Origin of the sequence: uncultured Bacteroides sp., from assembly GCF_937912035.1 — a bacterium.
Lineage (GTDB): Bacteria > Bacteroidota > Bacteroidia > Bacteroidales > Bacteroidaceae > Phocaeicola.
Genome location: NZ_CALDPF010000010.1, coordinates 19,190 through 35,545, shown reverse-complemented (window position 1 = coordinate 35,545; position 16,356 = coordinate 19,190). Strand labels below are relative to the sequence as shown.

General features: G+C 41.8%; 14 protein-coding genes. 8 read left to right on the top strand and 6 right to left on the bottom strand.

The window, feature by feature from the left end; translation table 11 throughout:
• Positions 1 to 72: 72 nt before the first annotated feature.
• The 8 genes from Q0486_RS01630 to Q0486_RS01595 are packed head-to-tail and all read left to right on the top strand — an operon-like array spanning position 73 to position 6,836.
• Positions 73 to 858: a DUF4099 domain-containing protein gene (locus Q0486_RS01630; protein WP_299229822.1), complete on the top strand. Its 786-nt coding sequence runs from the start codon at positions 73 to 75 to the stop codon at positions 856 to 858.
• An 11-nt stretch (positions 859 to 869) separates the two neighbouring features.
• Positions 870 to 2,189 carry a DNA mismatch repair protein MutS gene (locus Q0486_RS01625; RefSeq protein WP_299229819.1) on the top strand — a complete coding sequence of 440 codons (1,320 nt, stop codon included), beginning with the start codon at positions 870 to 872 and terminating at the stop codon, positions 2,187 to 2,189.
• Between the two features lie 29 nt (positions 2,190 to 2,218).
• Positions 2,219 to 2,449, top strand: coding sequence for a hypothetical protein (locus Q0486_RS01620; RefSeq protein WP_299229817.1), 231 nt, complete (start codon positions 2,219 to 2,221; stop codon positions 2,447 to 2,449).
• The gene (locus Q0486_RS01615) at positions 2,433 to 3,758 is read left to right on the top strand and encodes an ArdC-like ssDNA-binding domain-containing protein (protein WP_299229814.1); all 1,326 of its coding nucleotides are present in this window, start codon (positions 2,433 to 2,435) and stop codon (positions 3,756 to 3,758) included. The genes Q0486_RS01620 and Q0486_RS01615 overlap by 17 nt, the downstream gene beginning before the upstream one ends.
• Positions 3,759 to 3,788: 30 nt before the next feature.
• Positions 3,789 to 4,976 carry a toprim domain-containing protein gene (locus tag Q0486_RS01610; protein ID WP_299229811.1) on the top strand — a complete coding sequence of 396 codons (1,188 nt, stop codon included), beginning with the start codon at positions 3,789 to 3,791 and terminating at the stop codon, positions 4,974 to 4,976.
• A gap of 5 nt (positions 4,977 to 4,981) precedes the next feature.
• Positions 4,982 to 5,722 carry a hypothetical protein gene (locus tag Q0486_RS01605; protein ID WP_299229808.1) on the top strand — a complete coding sequence of 247 codons (741 nt, stop codon included), beginning with the start codon at positions 4,982 to 4,984 and terminating at the stop codon, positions 5,720 to 5,722.
• Positions 5,723 to 5,748: 26 nt separating this feature from the next.
• Complete coding sequence (locus Q0486_RS01600) at positions 5,749 to 6,294, top strand: topoisomerase C-terminal repeat-containing protein (RefSeq protein ID WP_299229805.1); 546 nt, start codon at positions 5,749 to 5,751, stop codon at positions 6,292 to 6,294.
• On the top strand, positions 6,291 to 6,836 hold the full coding sequence (locus Q0486_RS01595; protein ID WP_299229802.1) for a hypothetical protein: 546 nt from the start codon (positions 6,291 to 6,293) through the stop codon (positions 6,834 to 6,836). The genes Q0486_RS01600 and Q0486_RS01595 overlap by 4 nt, the downstream gene beginning before the upstream one ends.
• A gap of 159 nt (positions 6,837 to 6,995) precedes the next feature.
• Here the strand turns inward: Q0486_RS01595 and Q0486_RS01590 are convergent, their stop codons facing one another.
• The 6 genes from Q0486_RS01590 to Q0486_RS01565 all read right to left on the bottom strand — a co-directional run bounded on the left by Q0486_RS01590 (position 6,996) and on the right by Q0486_RS01565 (position 16,353).
• A complete protein-coding gene (locus Q0486_RS01590; RefSeq protein WP_299229799.1) occupies positions 6,996 to 7,457 on the bottom strand; it encodes a hypothetical protein in 462 nt (153 codons plus the stop codon).
• Entirely contained in the window at positions 7,444 to 8,670 is a 1,227-nt protein-coding gene (locus Q0486_RS01585; protein WP_299229796.1) for a nucleotidyltransferase, read from the bottom strand. The genes Q0486_RS01590 and Q0486_RS01585 overlap by 14 nt, the downstream gene beginning before the upstream one ends.
• On the bottom strand, positions 8,670 to 9,791 hold the full coding sequence (locus Q0486_RS01580; protein ID WP_299229793.1) for an SAVED domain-containing protein: 1,122 nt from the start codon (positions 9,789 to 9,791) through the stop codon (positions 8,670 to 8,672). The genes Q0486_RS01585 and Q0486_RS01580 overlap by 1 nt, the downstream gene beginning before the upstream one ends.
• Before the next feature lie 97 nt (positions 9,792 to 9,888).
• Positions 9,889 to 11,226 carry a DUF2130 domain-containing protein gene (locus Q0486_RS01575; RefSeq protein ID WP_299229790.1) on the bottom strand — a complete coding sequence of 446 codons (1,338 nt, stop codon included), beginning with the start codon at positions 11,224 to 11,226 and terminating at the stop codon, positions 9,889 to 9,891.
• A 301-nt stretch (positions 11,227 to 11,527) separates the two neighbouring features.
• Positions 11,528 to 15,049, bottom strand: a complete 3,522-nt coding sequence (locus Q0486_RS01570) for a DEAD/DEAH box helicase family protein (RefSeq protein WP_299229787.1) — start codon at positions 15,047 to 15,049, stop codon at positions 11,528 to 11,530.
• Positions 15,050 to 15,069: 20 nt separating this feature from the next.
• Positions 15,070 to 16,353, bottom strand: coding sequence for a restriction endonuclease subunit S (locus Q0486_RS01565; RefSeq protein ID WP_299229784.1), 1,284 nt, complete (start codon positions 16,351 to 16,353; stop codon positions 15,070 to 15,072).
• Positions 16,354 to 16,356: the final 3 nt, after the last annotated feature.

Below are 16,356 nucleotides of genomic sequence, written 5' to 3'. Positions count from 1 at the left end.
GGGATTGCCGTAAATACATTTGTGGCATTCAGGCGGTTAGAACCGCAAATATAACAGCTTAATTACAGTAATATGGAAATGTACAACAGAAATCAGTCCGATTTGATGCCATACGAAAAACTGGCAATACTGGGTATCGATCGTGAAAAGGCGGACAGCTTACCCATGGAAGTGAAGGAAAAGCTGAAGGCAGGTGAAGTGACTCCCATCATGCAGGTATCCATCAACGCAAGGAACGGAAGTATCATCACCATGCCGATGAAGCTTCAGATGACTACAGACAAAAACGGTGCTCCGGCTCTGATTGCCTATCCGGTACGTGCCGAACTGGATAGGCAACGTAACAAGGTTCTCAATCTCACTCAGCAGGAGGCTGAACGTCTGGCCAGAGGTGAGGTAATACAGAAGGCGGTCAACGTAAACGGTGAAAAGACTCAGCAGTATCTACAGCTTGATCCGGAAACAAAATCCGTCATTCACAGACGTGTTACAGATATCAAGCTGGAGCAGCGTCTGAAGGACATGGAGAAGGTGAACGACATTGAACTGGGTATGCAGCAGAAGCAGCAGGTACGGGAGGGAAAACCGGTTGAACTGAATGTGGGCGGTGAGAAGGTTTCAATCGGCATTGACCTGAAGGAGCAGCAGGGATTCAGGCTTATCAAGGGTGACATGAAGGAATGGGAAAGGCAGCAGAAGCTCCGCTATGACGAGATTCATCCTGAATACCTTGGCCTTGTCATGACTGACAAGAACCGTTGGGAATATCAGAAGGTGGTGGACAGACAGTCCATTGAGCGTGCCATTTCACTCTCTCCATCCCGGAAGGAAACAAAAGCAAACAGCCTTAAACTCTAATACTGATTCCTATGGCCAAAAAGACAGATTCAGATAATGATAACGGTATCATACGGCAGTTCAACGAACTGAAAAAGAAGCATCCGGATGCCATGCTGCTGTTCAGACGGAACAGTTTCTATGAACTCTATAAGCAGGATGCCGTAAAGGCTGCCGCAGTGCTTGCCATCGAGATTACAGACAGGATGCTGCCTGACTACAAGAGACCTGTAAAGGTTGCATCATTCCCTCAATCAGCACTTGACGTTTATCTGCCCAGACTGATACGTTCCGGAATAAGGGTTGCAATCTGTGATGCACTGGACAGTCCTTTGAAGAAGAAGGCCGGACAGGACAAGGCTGAGGATAATGACAGAACCATTCAAAACAATACAGATATGGGAAAGAAGAAAAATGAACAGGGTGTGCAGGAAGCCCCTGACAGAATAGTGGAAAACACTGTTGATGTAAAACCTGCAAGGGAAAAGAAGTCGAAGGCCAAAGCCGAAACCAAAGCTGAGACCGGGACGGATAATGAGGTAAAGACCGAAAAGAAGAGCGAACAGAAAACGGAGACAGCCCAGGAACAAAAGCCCCGTGAGCCGCAGATGGTGACTGCCAACGGTGAAAAGGTGACTCATGGTCATGTCTACCAGAGTACCACTAATCCTGCCGACTGGTATTTTACCGCAAAGATTGACGGACAGCAACTCAAGCCGCAGAAGATGGATGCAGCAGACCTTGCGGCCTATCAGAACAAGGAAATGACGGTGCCACAGCTGATGGAACGCTACTATCCGACAAAGCTGATGCCGAAGGTATCTGAGGAAGCCTTTCGTATGCCAATGGAAATTGCAGGACCGGACGGTTCTATAACCGTAAACAAGTTCAATGTCTATAAGGAGAAAGATGAGCAGCGTCCTGACTTTGGAAAATACAAGTTCTATGTTCAGGTTGGGGATACGAACATGTCTGCCGTGGCTTCACGCCAGGACCTTAATGCCTACTTTGACAGGGTGGCCACTCCAAACCAGCTTATTGAGAAGAACTTCGGGGAACGTCTGCATCTGAAGTCTGCATACGAGAAGTATCAGCTTCCAGAAGGTGTTGACCCCAAGGGTGTGCGTGTGGCCAAGGACGGGAATGACAACAAATGGAAGGTGTCGGTTGACCTCGGAGAAAAGGGACAGACTTCCCGGCATGAAATCTCCTTCGATGACGGCTATTCTCTTTTCAAGACCAAGACGGCCACAAGGGAACAGATTGCGGCCAAATATCTGAATACGGAAATAACAGGTATGCTTGCCGCCAACACCGCAAAGGTGGAGAAAACTACTTCTATGAAAATGTAACATAATCAGAAAACTAAAATATAAGTTATATGTCAGCTAAAATGAATCATGAGGAGCTTGTGGAGCTTCTGCTGGAGGGCAAAATCGGTTTCCTCCGTTTTGTTATGGACAGTGAGAATGCAGATGATTATCTGGAGTGGTGTTGTTCACACGGTACGGACCCTTCGGATGAATCTGCTGAGTTCTATGTGGAACAGACGGACATCGAGCAGATGGACTGTCAGGTAATGGATGACGACAGTTATGGCATCTGGAACTGACTCTCAGGGAAACAGCGGACAGGCGGCCATAGACCGCTTCGCTGCAATGATGATTGAGCGTATGCAGCAGATGAAGGATACCGGATGGAAACAGGGATGGATTGGCGGTGCATCGGGGTATGCCGGACTGCCGCAGAATGTGGGTGGCCGCAACTATTCAGGTTCCAATTCCTTCTTCCTTCAGATGCATACTGCAGCCATGAACTACCAGCTTCCTGTATATCTGACCTTCAAGCAGGCGCATAACCTGAAGGCTCATGTCCTGAAGGGTGAAAAGGCCTTCCCAGTGGTATACTGGGATATGATGATAAAGGACAGTCACGGCAAGAGGATAAGCACGGAGGAATACCGTGCAATGAGCAAGGAAGAGAAGAAGGATATGGATGTCATTCCTTTCATCAAGTCATTCCCGGTGTACAATGTGGCGCAGACCAATCTGGCAGAAGTACAGCCGGAGAGGATGCAGAAGCTCATGGACAGGTTCAAGGTTCCGGAACTTCGGGATACGGAAGGTATGTACACCCATGCCGCACTCGACCGCATGGTAGAGACGCAGCAGTGGCTATGCCCAATACGTGCCGACAAACGTGAGAACGGTGCCTATTATTCTCCCTCAAAAGATATTGTGGTGCTGCCCATGAAGGCGCAGTTCAATATCGGTGATTCTCCGGAAGAAACCTACCGTGGTGGAATGGAATATTATTCCACCATGCTACATGAAATGACTCACTCCACCATGACACCGGAGCGTCTGAACAGGGAGATGGGCGGCAGGTTCGGTGACCCGAAATACGCCAAGGAGGAGCTGGTGGCGGAACTTACGGGTGCCATGATCAGTCATTCCATGGGATTTGATTCCAGGATAACGGATAACTCGGCTGCCTATCTGGGCTCGTGGATTGGTGTACTGAAACAGGAACCCAAGTTTATAGTATCGGTCATGGCTGACGTGAACAAGGCTTCGGACCTGATTCTTGACCATGTGGACAAACAGCGTCTGGCTCTCGGTGAGCAGCCTTATCTGGCAAAGAATGATCCGCTGACTTCAATGAGTGCTGACGAAGAGAAATCTTTCAAGAATGCGGCTATTGTCAAGACCCGTTCCGGAGACTATGCCATCCGTGCGTCATACGATGGTGTGGAGCTGGGACTGAAGAAGGTTTCCAAGGAAACGGCCAGGACATTCTTCCAGCTTACGGACTGGAAAGATAAAGAGGCTTTCCTGAACATGACGGCACGGAAGACATACGAACCCGAGATTACCATGATGGGCCGGAACCGGAATGCCGGTACAGGACTTGGTATATGAAATTCTGTATAACATCTTAAATCGGAAAGCATGAGTGACTACAAGGTTAATTTCAGGGAAATGAAATCCCGTGTGGGGATTGATGACATTGCATATGCCCTGGGATACCATCTGGACAGGAAGGCCGGTGTCGGACGCTACATCGAGCTGGTACTTGGTGAAGGCGGTAACAGGAGGGATACGCTGATTGTCAGCCATCCCAACGACAAGGCGGCACAGACCTTCTTCCGGCGTGACGGTTCCAAGGGGGATGTAGTGACACTCATCCGTGAGAATCTTTCTTCCTTTACGGTATCAGGAAAGGATGAGTGGCAGAAGATAGCCAAGGTCATGGCACGTTTTGCCAACATGCCTGAACCTGAATACAGGGAGGACAGGGAGTATGTAAAATCGGCAGGAAAATCATGCGGCGTGTTTGACGCTTCCAGATATGTGGTGAAGCCGGTTGATACCGAAAAAATACCGGGACTGTTCTTCTGGCGCGGACTGTCCAAAGCAACCGTAACTGCTCTTTCGCCTTTTATTTCCCTTATAAGGGACAGGAACAACGGAAAGTTTGAAGGTTACAATATCGGATTCCCATATACTGACGGAAAGGGAAATGAAGTCAGGGGGTATGAAATCAGAGGACATGGCGGTTACAAGTCGAAAGCTGCCGGTACGGATTCATCATCTTCGGCATGGGTGGCTGTTCCTTCGGGTATCAGTCCTGACAATGTAAGAAGCGTGTTTTTCTGTGAATCTGCATTTGATGCCATGGCCTTCTACCAGATGAACCGGATACAGATTGGGGACAGTGCGGCTCTGGTTTCACTGGGCGGCACATTCTCTGACAGGCAGATAACCGGAGTCATGGAACGCTTTCCCAATGCACGTGCCTTCGACTGTTTTGACAATGACCTGGCCGGGAGGATATACGGACTGCGCATGATGGCTCTGCAGGAAGGTATTCAGATGAAGATAAGCAGGACTGACGGCGGCATCCGGATTGAAGCGAAGGGAAAGGTATTCGAGCCTGACATGGAGCGTCCCCTACTGGCCCAGGTTGCCAGGCAGCTGAACATCCGGTACCGTATGGGACAATGGCTTCCTCCGAAGGCTTTCAAGGACTGGAACGATTGTCTGCTGAACAGGCCGATGGAGCCGGTGATTTCACCACACAAAGAGGAACGTGAACAGAATCTGAGCGAACAAAGGAATAAAGGACGTAAAATTTGAATGATATGGACAGAATCAAGATAAGAATAACGGTAGCGGCTGCCCTTGCAGTTTTTCTGCTGAAAGGTGCGGACACTTTTGCACAACAGACAGACCCTACACTGACGGGTGCTGTCTTTGCACAGACATCCACACTGAAGAATATCTATGACAAACGCCAGAAGGCACACGAGAAAATTATCGCTGCCGAGACTGCCGTAACGGTTGCACTCGACAGGGTACACAGTGTGGAGGACAAGATGCTGGAATATCTTTCCAATGCACAGGGTGCCATGCAGAATCTCTATCAGATTAAGCGTGCCGGGGAACTGGTGGCCACGGAGATACCTCAGAACTGCAGCCTGCTGCTCAAATCAGTCGGCAGTAACCTGAAGGGAACGGCCATTGCTGCAATCGTCTCGGACGAGCTGGCTGATGCCGCAACCCAGATGGCTGCGCTTTATCCGTTCATGAAGCAGCTGGTGACTTCCGGAAGCTATGATACAGGCGGTTCTGACGGAGGCAAGGAGAAGCACAAGGTAAACCTGCTCAGTTCTTCCGAGCGGTACTACATTGCAAACGAGGTACTGACCAGACTGGAGACTGTTAATACCGACCTCTTTATCCTGGCATGGCAGGTACGCACACTCTCATGGAACGACCTCTGGTTCTCTCTTGACCCGGAAGGTTGGGCAAGCGTGATGTCCGGCAAGAACATAATAGGTGGAATCGTTGCGGACTGGAACCGGGGATTCTCATTCAATTAATTCAAACAATGTAACTTATCAGGAATATGGATTCAGAAAAGAAGATTATAGGATGCTGCCCGTTCTGCGGCGGCAACGTGGTGAAGACATGTAAGGGCTATCGCTGCGAAAACAACACAGGTGAGCATCCTTCTTGTGTGCTCAACATCAATGCCATCATTGGCAACCGGAAAATGAATGACGAGGAGGTTGCCGAGTTTCTGGAGAAACGCCGTATCCTTCTGGACGGCTTTTCCACCAAGGAAGGAAAGACTTTCCCGACGGTGCTAGAACTTGCTGATGACGGTGCAGTCAATATGCAGTCTGTTATCGGCAGGTGTCCGCACTGCGGCGGCGAGGTACGTGTGGGAACAAGGGCTTTCAATTGCTCCAACTACAGCAATCAGGAAGCACCGTGTTCATTCGCCATATGGAGGAATATAGGAGGCCATCAGCTGACACTGGAAGAGGCGAAGGAGCTTTGTGAGAAGAACATTACTTTATCCGAACTGGAGATGTACCGGGAAGACGGTTCCATTTACCGCAAACGCCTCGGTCTGGCTCCGGACAAACTTCAAATCGTAAAGATATGAAACAGGGAAAGAAACTTCTGATACTGCCTGCAGTGGCAGTTCTGCTCGGAATGGGAACCGGCTGTTCCGGCAACAGCGGGAATAAGGCACAGGATATGGCCAAAAAGGCACTGATGGCTTCAGTGGACAACCCAGAATCCGTAAAGATTGTGGGCATCAGCAAACCGGATTCTGTATTTGGCCGTGAGTATGTTACCATGAAGGAGAAGATGGCTCTTTCTGTGGCCATGATGAAAATCAGCCGCAGGTTTATGGAGGATACGGATTTTGATAATCCGGATTCAGAATGTCACGGGATGTCAGGGCAGATGAAACGTCAGATGGATGCCATGACGGCACTCCGCTCTCTGATGGTTTCCGGTGAACTGAAGCCTATAGGTGATGAAAGCAGACAGGAACGCAAGCCGTTCAACGGTTGGAAAGTGAAGATTGAGTATGAAGCCACTGATTCAGACGGACAACCATACCGTTCTGAATACTGGTTCATTATGGATAAGGAAGCGCAATGTGTAATCAGGTCATTTGAAGTTCCACTGTTTTAATCATTTAAGATTAAACTTGTTGTTTTACATATTGTTCAATCGAAGACCTATAATATTATATACTTAAATCTTTTAACCAAATTTAAAGAGAGTTTATACTTTATAATATTGTTAAGTGAAATGAAAAATACGGATGATTACTTTAAATTCCGTATTTTTTCATTTTACTTTTTGTTCCTTTATGTTACTAATAAAATCTGCATCCCAGTTGCCATGTCCACCTCCAATCCACTTACCAGTATATACCCAATTTTCATAATAATACAGCCACTCTATTGCCCAGTGAATAATTGTATTAGCAATAATCATTTTACTATTCCATTCACCAAGACGTGGATTGAATAAACATAAGAGCTGCTTTTTTGTATCATATGTGTGAGGAAGTTTTTCCGCTCCTTCTGCTAGTGGCAAAGGCTTAGGGGATACTACATATACTTGAGGGTAAAACGGCTCATCGTATACTATTTTTAATGTATATGTATCACTTAGGGTTGTAGGCGTTACATTGAAAAGCCATGTGAATCCATGAGGTCTTATGCTCAATCGTGAATTATTAGAATCATATTGGCTTTTCAATGCTGCTACCTGTTGGATAGCTGTGATACGTCTATTTCTTACCATAGAAAGTGTTTTTGGCGTTTAATGTTTTACCTATACTGCCCAAAGCTCCAGTCGCAGCAATTTTAATTTCCCCATTAATCGCAGAAACCTTATGCTGTTCAGTTAGTAAATTAAACAAGTTTTTGGAGAAGGCATCACCAAATGAACGTCCCACATTTTCTCTCAATTCTATTCCCGTTGCACTAATGATACTATTCACGTCGGATTTAACCTGTTTCAACCATCTAAAGAAATTTTCTTTTCTTTTTGGGTGTGTAGGCCACTTATCTGCAAAATTCTCCTCAGAATTGGTTGGATTACTGATAACGTAATTACCTGACTGGTCTTTTGTTATATAGTTTTCCATTGCGGATATAACATTCATAAGACCTTCTAGAAGTGAATCTTCACCTTTGTACGCCCTTGCTGCTAAAGTAGTAATGATAATAGAAATTGGTTTATCTTCGTCATTTTTGAACATTATATCACGATGCCTTTTGAGAATCTGTACAATTCTCTGCAAAACAGATTTGTTCTTGATATACTTACCAATTGGCATAATGGTATCAGTAATATTTTCTCTTTTTTCTGTATAATATTTACAGCGGTCTGCAAACCACATTGCATAGCCATCAGGGTTACTTTTCAGCCAATCAAATATAAAAGTGCTATTGTCATAGTTTGGGGCTTTATTGTCTGTAATTCGTATGGCAATATTATCCAGTTTGATTGATGAGAAAGATTTGCTTCTATATAATTCCATATTAGAATTGAACTTGGAATCAGCTACACAAGGCAAAATATCCATATGGTAGCGTTTCTTTGCATTGTCAGAGTCTTGACGATATAGTAGGGTCCAACATCGGCGACCTTCCTTTTTATCGAGCATATCGCAGTAAACGCCATGAGTTTTCAAGCGCTGTCCCACCATTTGTTTGATATGTTTCTGCGTCCAGCTTGGATGTTTCTCAATCAAACGATACACCAAGTCCACATCAAGATCTCCATCCTCAGTGATAGGCTGGATAATAGTTCCTAATCTTAAAGAGCCTTGTGGTGTAACTACCGGATGATAATCCTTAAAATTTGGATCATCCTCTAAGTACTTTCCTACGGCATTATAACTTCTTGTTAGATTATTAAACTGAGTCTCAGTAATATCAAGATTCTCTGCCACACTAAGGAACAAATTGTTAAGTTCCCTTTTCTTCTCAAAAGATAACGTTTCTATCATTATTTTTTATTTTCTATTGTTACTGCTAATTTATCAATATTATCTACTTGTTTGTCCAAATCATATATCCTCAATGGACTATTTGCTTTCTGCATCCAGACTCTACCAAACTCAATAGCACAAGCAACTGGCACAGAAAGGTAAAGGTCTAAGGGTTGATCGTTGGAAGCCTTAGTAATGTCATCCAAAAGTAACTCAATTTGGCGGCCAAAATCATAAAGTTGCTGTTTTGACTTTAAAAATTCAGGATTAGGCGTATCAATAGTCATTTCCCAGATACTTGCATTAGGATTATGTTTCTTTATCCTTTCTGCGATAGGAAAACTTAATGATAAAACCAATACAGGTTTTAACCGAGGATTTTCAGGTCTATTGATAATATAATCTGTATGTATTTTCTCTTGTAACCATTTCCAACCGCCAGATCGTTGTTTCTGATAAACAACAACTTCGTGTTTGTTATTTAACATTGTTCCAAGTTTAACTAGTAAAGGCATAGGAGCAAAACCAAAGAGAGCAATACGTTTATATTCCCATCTGTCTATTTTGTCTAATATCTTATCTTTGCAGTTATATTCAAGATTTTCAACTTCTCTTCTCCAAAATTCATCCCATTCTTTTGCAGTAGGCCAATTACCGCCTAAATCTATGGGCATATCATTCACAGGATAAAAGTCTGGCAACAAAGCATCTTGGATTTGAGGAAAGGAAAAGTCAGGCTGATGGTTCCCAATTTTTGAACCATATGTAACTGCATGAGCTTGTAAATCCTCACCTAATGCAGTCAGTCTAGCAATTCGGTCTTCATGTCTTTTCTTCATATCAAAAAGCATTTCAGCTGTATACTTCTCTTTTCCTTCATTGTCAATATACTTGTGGCATTCAGGACACATCAGCATAATATTCTTAGGATCCTTTGCTAATACTTTCGACAATTTTTTATCTCCACGAGGACCATTTTCTGAATCGCCGATAATGTGTGCCAACTCAGAAATCTTACATTCGTCCAATGTAACGCCATGTTTATATAAGGGTTTATTACACCCTTTAAATTCGCATCGTCCAGCAGCTTTCCACCATACTTCATGCTGTACACTTTTGGGAATATATGTATTACTCATACCTGATAATTAAAATTTATATACCAATTAAATTAATACTTGGAGATTAGCAGTTTTATACTTGTGCCAATATGATACCATGACCAAGTGACACTGGTCAATTGTTTTCATTGCCAGATATATTAACTATCGTTCTTGCTTCTTCAAACTTCTGTTTCATAGTAGGATTACCTCGTGTAAGTTTTTTGATAGACAAGTCTTCCGCATCATTATTCGCCAACCTTAGATAATTTCCTGAACTTAACAAATCCTCTTTCATCTTTTGAAGAGACTTGATTGTCTTGTCGATTTCCTCAATAGCCTTGTTAAACTTATCGCTTGCTCGCTGGTAGTGATTCTCAAATTTATTTCTGAAATCATTCAATTTATTCTCAAAGTTGGTAATATCAATACTCTGCTGTCTTGTCATAATGAGTTCACGCTGATATTCAACGCTCTTTCTTGAGGCTTGTGTGAGTAATGAAATCAAAGGCATGAAGAACTGGGGACGAACCACAAACATTTTAGGATAGCGGTAGGACACATCAACAATTCCCTCATTATAAAAATCATTATCAGGTTCCAATAATGATACAAGAACCGCATATTCACAACCTTTATCACGCCTGTCCTTATCCAATTTGGCAAGAAAATCTTCATTCTTATGCTTTGTTGCCGTTTCATCCATTTCGTTCTTCATCTCGAACATTATTGATATGTACTCTAGGTCATCAGCATAATCACGGAAAATAAAATCTCCTTTACTTCCTTTACTGGAATCGTTGTCCTTATCGAAATATGCATTGGGAAACATAGTTGTACGAACACGGTTAAACTCATTACTACAATGAACCTCCAATGACTCTCCGATCATCTTTGTGGACAGCTTAGCTTTGAGATCTTTATAATAGTCCACTAGTTCCTGCTTTTGCTTAAGCTGACGTTCATAATCCTCCTTGATGTTTTTTTCGCGGATTGTCGCCTCCTTCTGTGTTACATCAATCTGACTACGAAGTTCAATAAGTGTGTTTTCCTTTTCTTGAATAATGTCCTTCGCTTTGTTCTGTTCTTCCAGTATGGCAACACGAACATTATTCTCATTCTGCTCAATAACAGATTTTAATTTTGTAATCTCTTCGTTAGCCTTTAAGCGTTCTGCATTAATTTCCAGTTGTTTAGTTTGATTAAAACTATCCAACTGTGCTTTGAGTTTTATAATTTCATTATCCTTTTGTGAAAGCTCTACATCTTTAGCATTTAGTCTATCCTGAAAATTACGGGTAAGCTTAAGCGATTCAGCTTCTTGCTTTACTTCACTCTGTTTTTGAATTTCGGCAAGACGTGCTTTTATCTCGGCATCAAATTCCTGAGTTTTGACCTGACTTACTATTGAAGCATAATCTGCTTCATCAACTGAAAATACACTACCGCATTGTGGACATTTTAACTCTTTCATACGCTGAAACTAATTTATATATATTAAACTTCGTTCTTTCTGATTGCAAAGTAATATATCATCTATGCATTCTTTTTGCATAGCAAGAAAAAGTTTATGCCATTTCCTTTAAATGTAATATTTAATATTGCACGCTATGTACTTGGAGAATCATTTTGCCTTATTACGAAAAAACAGATTATAGGTGTTGATTTTTTTTCTGAAAAAATCAACACCTATAACTCCATTTATATTTATTCAGCACAGCTTCCAGCTTTACTCAACATTATTAATACAGTATTTTTTACTCAAAGCCATTTTATTATTTCCCTGCACTTTCCAAATCAGTTATATTATTACCAACTACATAAAGGTACATGGATGTGACTACTTTTAGAGCAGCGTTAATCTCTTCTTCTGTCGCATTTGGAGAAAGGTGTGCTTCGTCATTACGCCACTGCCTTAATAAATCAAGATAACCTTTGAATTTTTGTTCGCATTTGTCGTCGCTATATTTGAGCTTTTTCAAACAAGGAAATGCAAAGATACATTCGGATAATCCTGGAGTTTTATCCGGTGTATTCGGGTTGCGAGGCACGTCATCTTCGTTGAGCAAGTAATATAACTTTTTCAGATATGCTTCATATTTTGCTACTAATGAATTGAAATAAGTTCGCTTCTCCAACAAACCAATAGTCGTATTTGCAAATACGTTATTCAATGCGGTCTTAATCAGTCCATCAACACCATCAAGTTGTGGTATACTGGTTTCATTGAGAGTGAAGAAAAATGTATCCACAATTTCTTTGATATTACGCAGTCTGTTTTTAATAACCTCAAATTCTTCTTTGAGAACAGTGCAAAGAATCTCTTTCAACTGTTCTTCATCATATGGGAAATTGGAATTTCTCGCTGTTCTTTCAGCCAAAGCATCTACAAACTTGCGGACAAGTGCAAGACTGAATGCCTGTTCCTTTTCCAGAACTTCTGCAAAATTATAATACTTCTCAATCTCTAGGGCTATTTTTTCATCAAACTTTTCTCTGACAATATTGATCAAAATATCATAACTGTTCCCAGCATGGAACGCATCTACTACTTCAGGATCTGAAAGGATTGCATCCCAAATCTGTCGGAGAATCTTGTCGTTTTCGTTTAATAATCCAACAAATGGGCTGTTGGCCATGTTCAATATCTCTGAAACCGGTAACTCATTATCTGGTCTCTTTTGTCCAGGCTCTCCTATTCGCGAAGAACGAAGTGTTTGTTCCTCATCTTCTAATTTTATTTGCCCTTCATACGACATTTGGATACGCAACTTGTCAAGGTCTATCAAATCCAAAATTTCCATCGGAAGAGTCTCTCTAGTATATGGCAGGAACTTGTAGAAAATCTTACAAAAGATATAGAATCTTTCCAAGTCGGGATCAGTGAAGTCAATCAGCTGAGCTAAAAAACCATATTGGCGGACATAACGTGAAACCGTTTTACGATAACGGTCTTTTTCATTATCGTCAAGCGGCATAACTCTTTCATCAACTATCCGTTTAAGAATAGTTGGCACACCGCTCACTCCGTTACTGGAGACTAATGCCTTGGCTACAGCATCAACTTCCATCTCGTTGAAAATATTCCACTGCTCGATGTCGCATTTAAGTGTATAAATGCGTTGCGTATCTACTTCACCTTCAAGGGTTGTTTCTGTATAATACGCTTGAAATGCTTTCTGCACTTTTTCGTGGTCATTTCTGAAATCTATAATCATTGTATCTTCCTTACCAGGATAACAGCGATTCAGACGAGACAATGTCTGAATACATTGTATGCCACCTAAAATACGATCTACATACATCGTATGAAGCAATGGTTGATCAAAGCCTGTTTGGAATTTTTCCGCAACGATAAGAATCTTGTAATCATCTTCTTTAAACTTCTCACGAATACCGTCATCAAAAACGTTACCATCATTCATGTTCGCTTCTGTACATTTACGCCCATGACTGTCTTCTACTTCGCCAGAGAAAGCTACCAATGTCTTGATTTTACCATCATAGTTGTCTACAATAAGTCTGTCAAGTAAACGCTTGTAATCAGCCGCTGCACGTCTTGAGTCACAGACAACCATAGCCTTTGCTTTATGCCCGATTTTATTGATGGTATGGTGCATGAAATGTTCCAACATCATATGAGCTTTTCGAAGCATGATATAGGCATTCTTGTTCAGCTCGCCATAAATTACTTTCAGCGCTTTTTTCTCTTCAAAGAATTTCTTTTGATCATTGGTTGGGTTTTTCTCGATCAACTCAAACATGGTGAGATAGCTTTTATAGTTTGCCAAAACATCAAGAATGAATTTCTCGTCAATGGCTTGTTTCATAGAGTAGAGATCGTGGGCTTTGCCTTTGTTCGGGCCATCCTGAATACCAAAGAGAGCGTATGTTTTGTCTTTGGGCGTAGCTGTAAAGGCAAAGTAACTAATATGTTTCATCATGCGTCGCATCACTTGCAAATATGCAAGCATTGCGTCTGTTTGGTCCTCATATTCCTCTGGATTGAAATCTGGAAGATTCTGTAAATCTTTGTCTGTAGAAAGAGCATTTACCAAATCCTTTGCACTTTCATTACCTATGGCGGTATGCGCTTCATCTACAATGATAGCATACTTTCGTTGGGTATCGCGTTTCAAATCTTTTAGTGCAAATGCGAATTTCTGCACTGTAGAAATGATGATTTTATTTCCTTCATTGAGTGCAGTTGCCAAATTCTTTGAACCACGACGAATATCTTTGACTGTACCGGCAACTGTCTGGAAATTCACCACATCATCCGCCATATTTCTGTTTAGCACGATACGGTCTGTAACCATTATAATGCTGTCGAAAATCGGTGTGTGGTCGGCATTGGTCATATTGGCAAGTTGATGAGCCAGCCAAGCCATTGACTTGGTTTTTCCAGAACCTGCCGAATGTTGAATCAGATAGTTATGTCCAGGTCCTTCTTCTATCACCATTTTACAGAGTTTACGTACGGCTCTTAATTGGTGGAAACGGGGAAAGATGACTACTGGTTTGCCATCTTCATCGTTATATCGTTTGATGAAATGTTCTATGATGTTAAGTAAGGAATCTGCCTGCAATATCTCTTGCCACATATAGGCAGTAGGGTATTCACCTTCAATGACAGGATTTGTACTTTCTCTGTTGAATGGCAAAAAACGAGTCTGCTCGCCATTAAGTTTGGTGGTCATAAACACAAAACTGTTGTCCATCACAAAGTGTACCAGACAATTGCGAAGCATGCGGTTTACCGAAGAACGGTTGTAACGGTATTGATAGATGCCGTGTCCATAGTTTTGACCTGTACCCTCATTTTTTAGTTCAAAGGTCATTAGAGGCAGGCCATTGAGTAGGATGCAAAGGTCTAATTCGTTACCACTATCGTCTGCTGCCGTACTATAATGCATCTGACGGACTACGCTAAAGCGATTGCTTAAATACAGTTGATAGTTACTCGAATCTTCGTTCTCCAACACTGGTTTAGGCATCATGAATCTGATTTTTGTACCTTTGATTGTTATGCCTTTGTTGAACAGTGTGAGCAAACTATCTCCTCTATTTAGAAATTTATTTATTTCGACTACAACAGTTTCTGTTTCTCTACCAGGAAAATGATTTTGAAGTCTCTGCCAAACCATAGTTTGTGCTTGCAAGAAATGCTCCAACATCTCTCGGTCCACAAGATTGTCTATGTCAAACTGTGAACTTTTGCGTTGATTATATAGAGGACTTGCCGCAAGATATTGTGCAATGTGCTCTTCAAATACGGTTTCATTCAGCGGATTCATATTGTAATTTCTTTATCGGTTCAACATACTTTTATTTTGCCTGTTACTGCTTCGGTAATGATGCTTTGTTTCAACTCTTCTAATAATTCGATATGTCGATTTGCCTTAGAGATTTGGGCGTCAATCTTAGTACATTCTTCATCAAGAAACTTTACAATATTTTGTTGCTCTTGAAGCCCTGGAATGGGTACTTTAATATCTCCTATGGTTTCTGTATTAAGATTTAATTGAGTTCCCATCTTTCCTAATCCAAGATATGGTTGTCCAGACATAAATATGTAATATAGAAATTCTGTATTCTGCTTTAAATATGGAAACCAAACAAACCCATCATGAATACAACATTTTATATGTGTAATGATAGGCTTCCCAACAGTTCCTGCAATACTAATGAAAATATCTCCAGGCTCTCTTTTTATACTTAATGATGCTCCCAGTTTTGATAATTTTTGCGTTGTTTCTTCTAAATATCGTTCACTACTAGATACATCTGCAATGCGGACCCATGCATACTCTCCGTTCTCATCGAAATACTTAGGATCCTCAATAGGTCTTGGAGAAGCTCCTCGTTTGACAATGGATAGAGTCCTTATTTTTCTTACCTCCCAATGTCTTGGCACTTGGCCAATCCATTCCACACCACTATCTTTCATCGGTGCATTTGGGTCAAGTCCTTTAGTAACAGCATCAGTAATGATGGTTTGTTTCAGTTCATTTAAAAGATCAATCTTCTTTTTCTGAACATCGATTGCCCGGTTTATTTCTCCACACTTCTCGTCCAAATATGTGGCAATAGCTTGCTGTTCTATGAGAGGTGGAATGGGTATTTTAATATCTCCGATGGTTTCTGTATTGAGGTTTAATTGAGTTCCCATTTTCCCTAATCCAAGATATGGTTGTCCAGACATAAAAATATAATATAGAAATTCAGAATTCTGTTTTAGAAATGGGAACCAAACAAATCCATCATGAATACAGCATTTTATATGCGTAATAATTGGTTTTCCAACAGTTCCGGCAATACTAATAAAAATATCCCCTGGCTCTCTTTTTACACTTAATGATGCTCCTAATTTTGATAATTTTTGCGTCGTTGTTTCTAAATATCGTTCACTATTAGATACGTCAGCAATACGAACCCAAGCATATTCTCCATTTTCATCGAAATATTTAGGATCCTCAATCGGCCTTGGTGAAGCTCCTCGCTTAACAATCGACAGAGTCTTTATTTTTCTTACTTCCCAATGACTCGGCACCTCACCAATCCATTCTATACCGCTATCTTTATATTCTTCGTACTTCATACC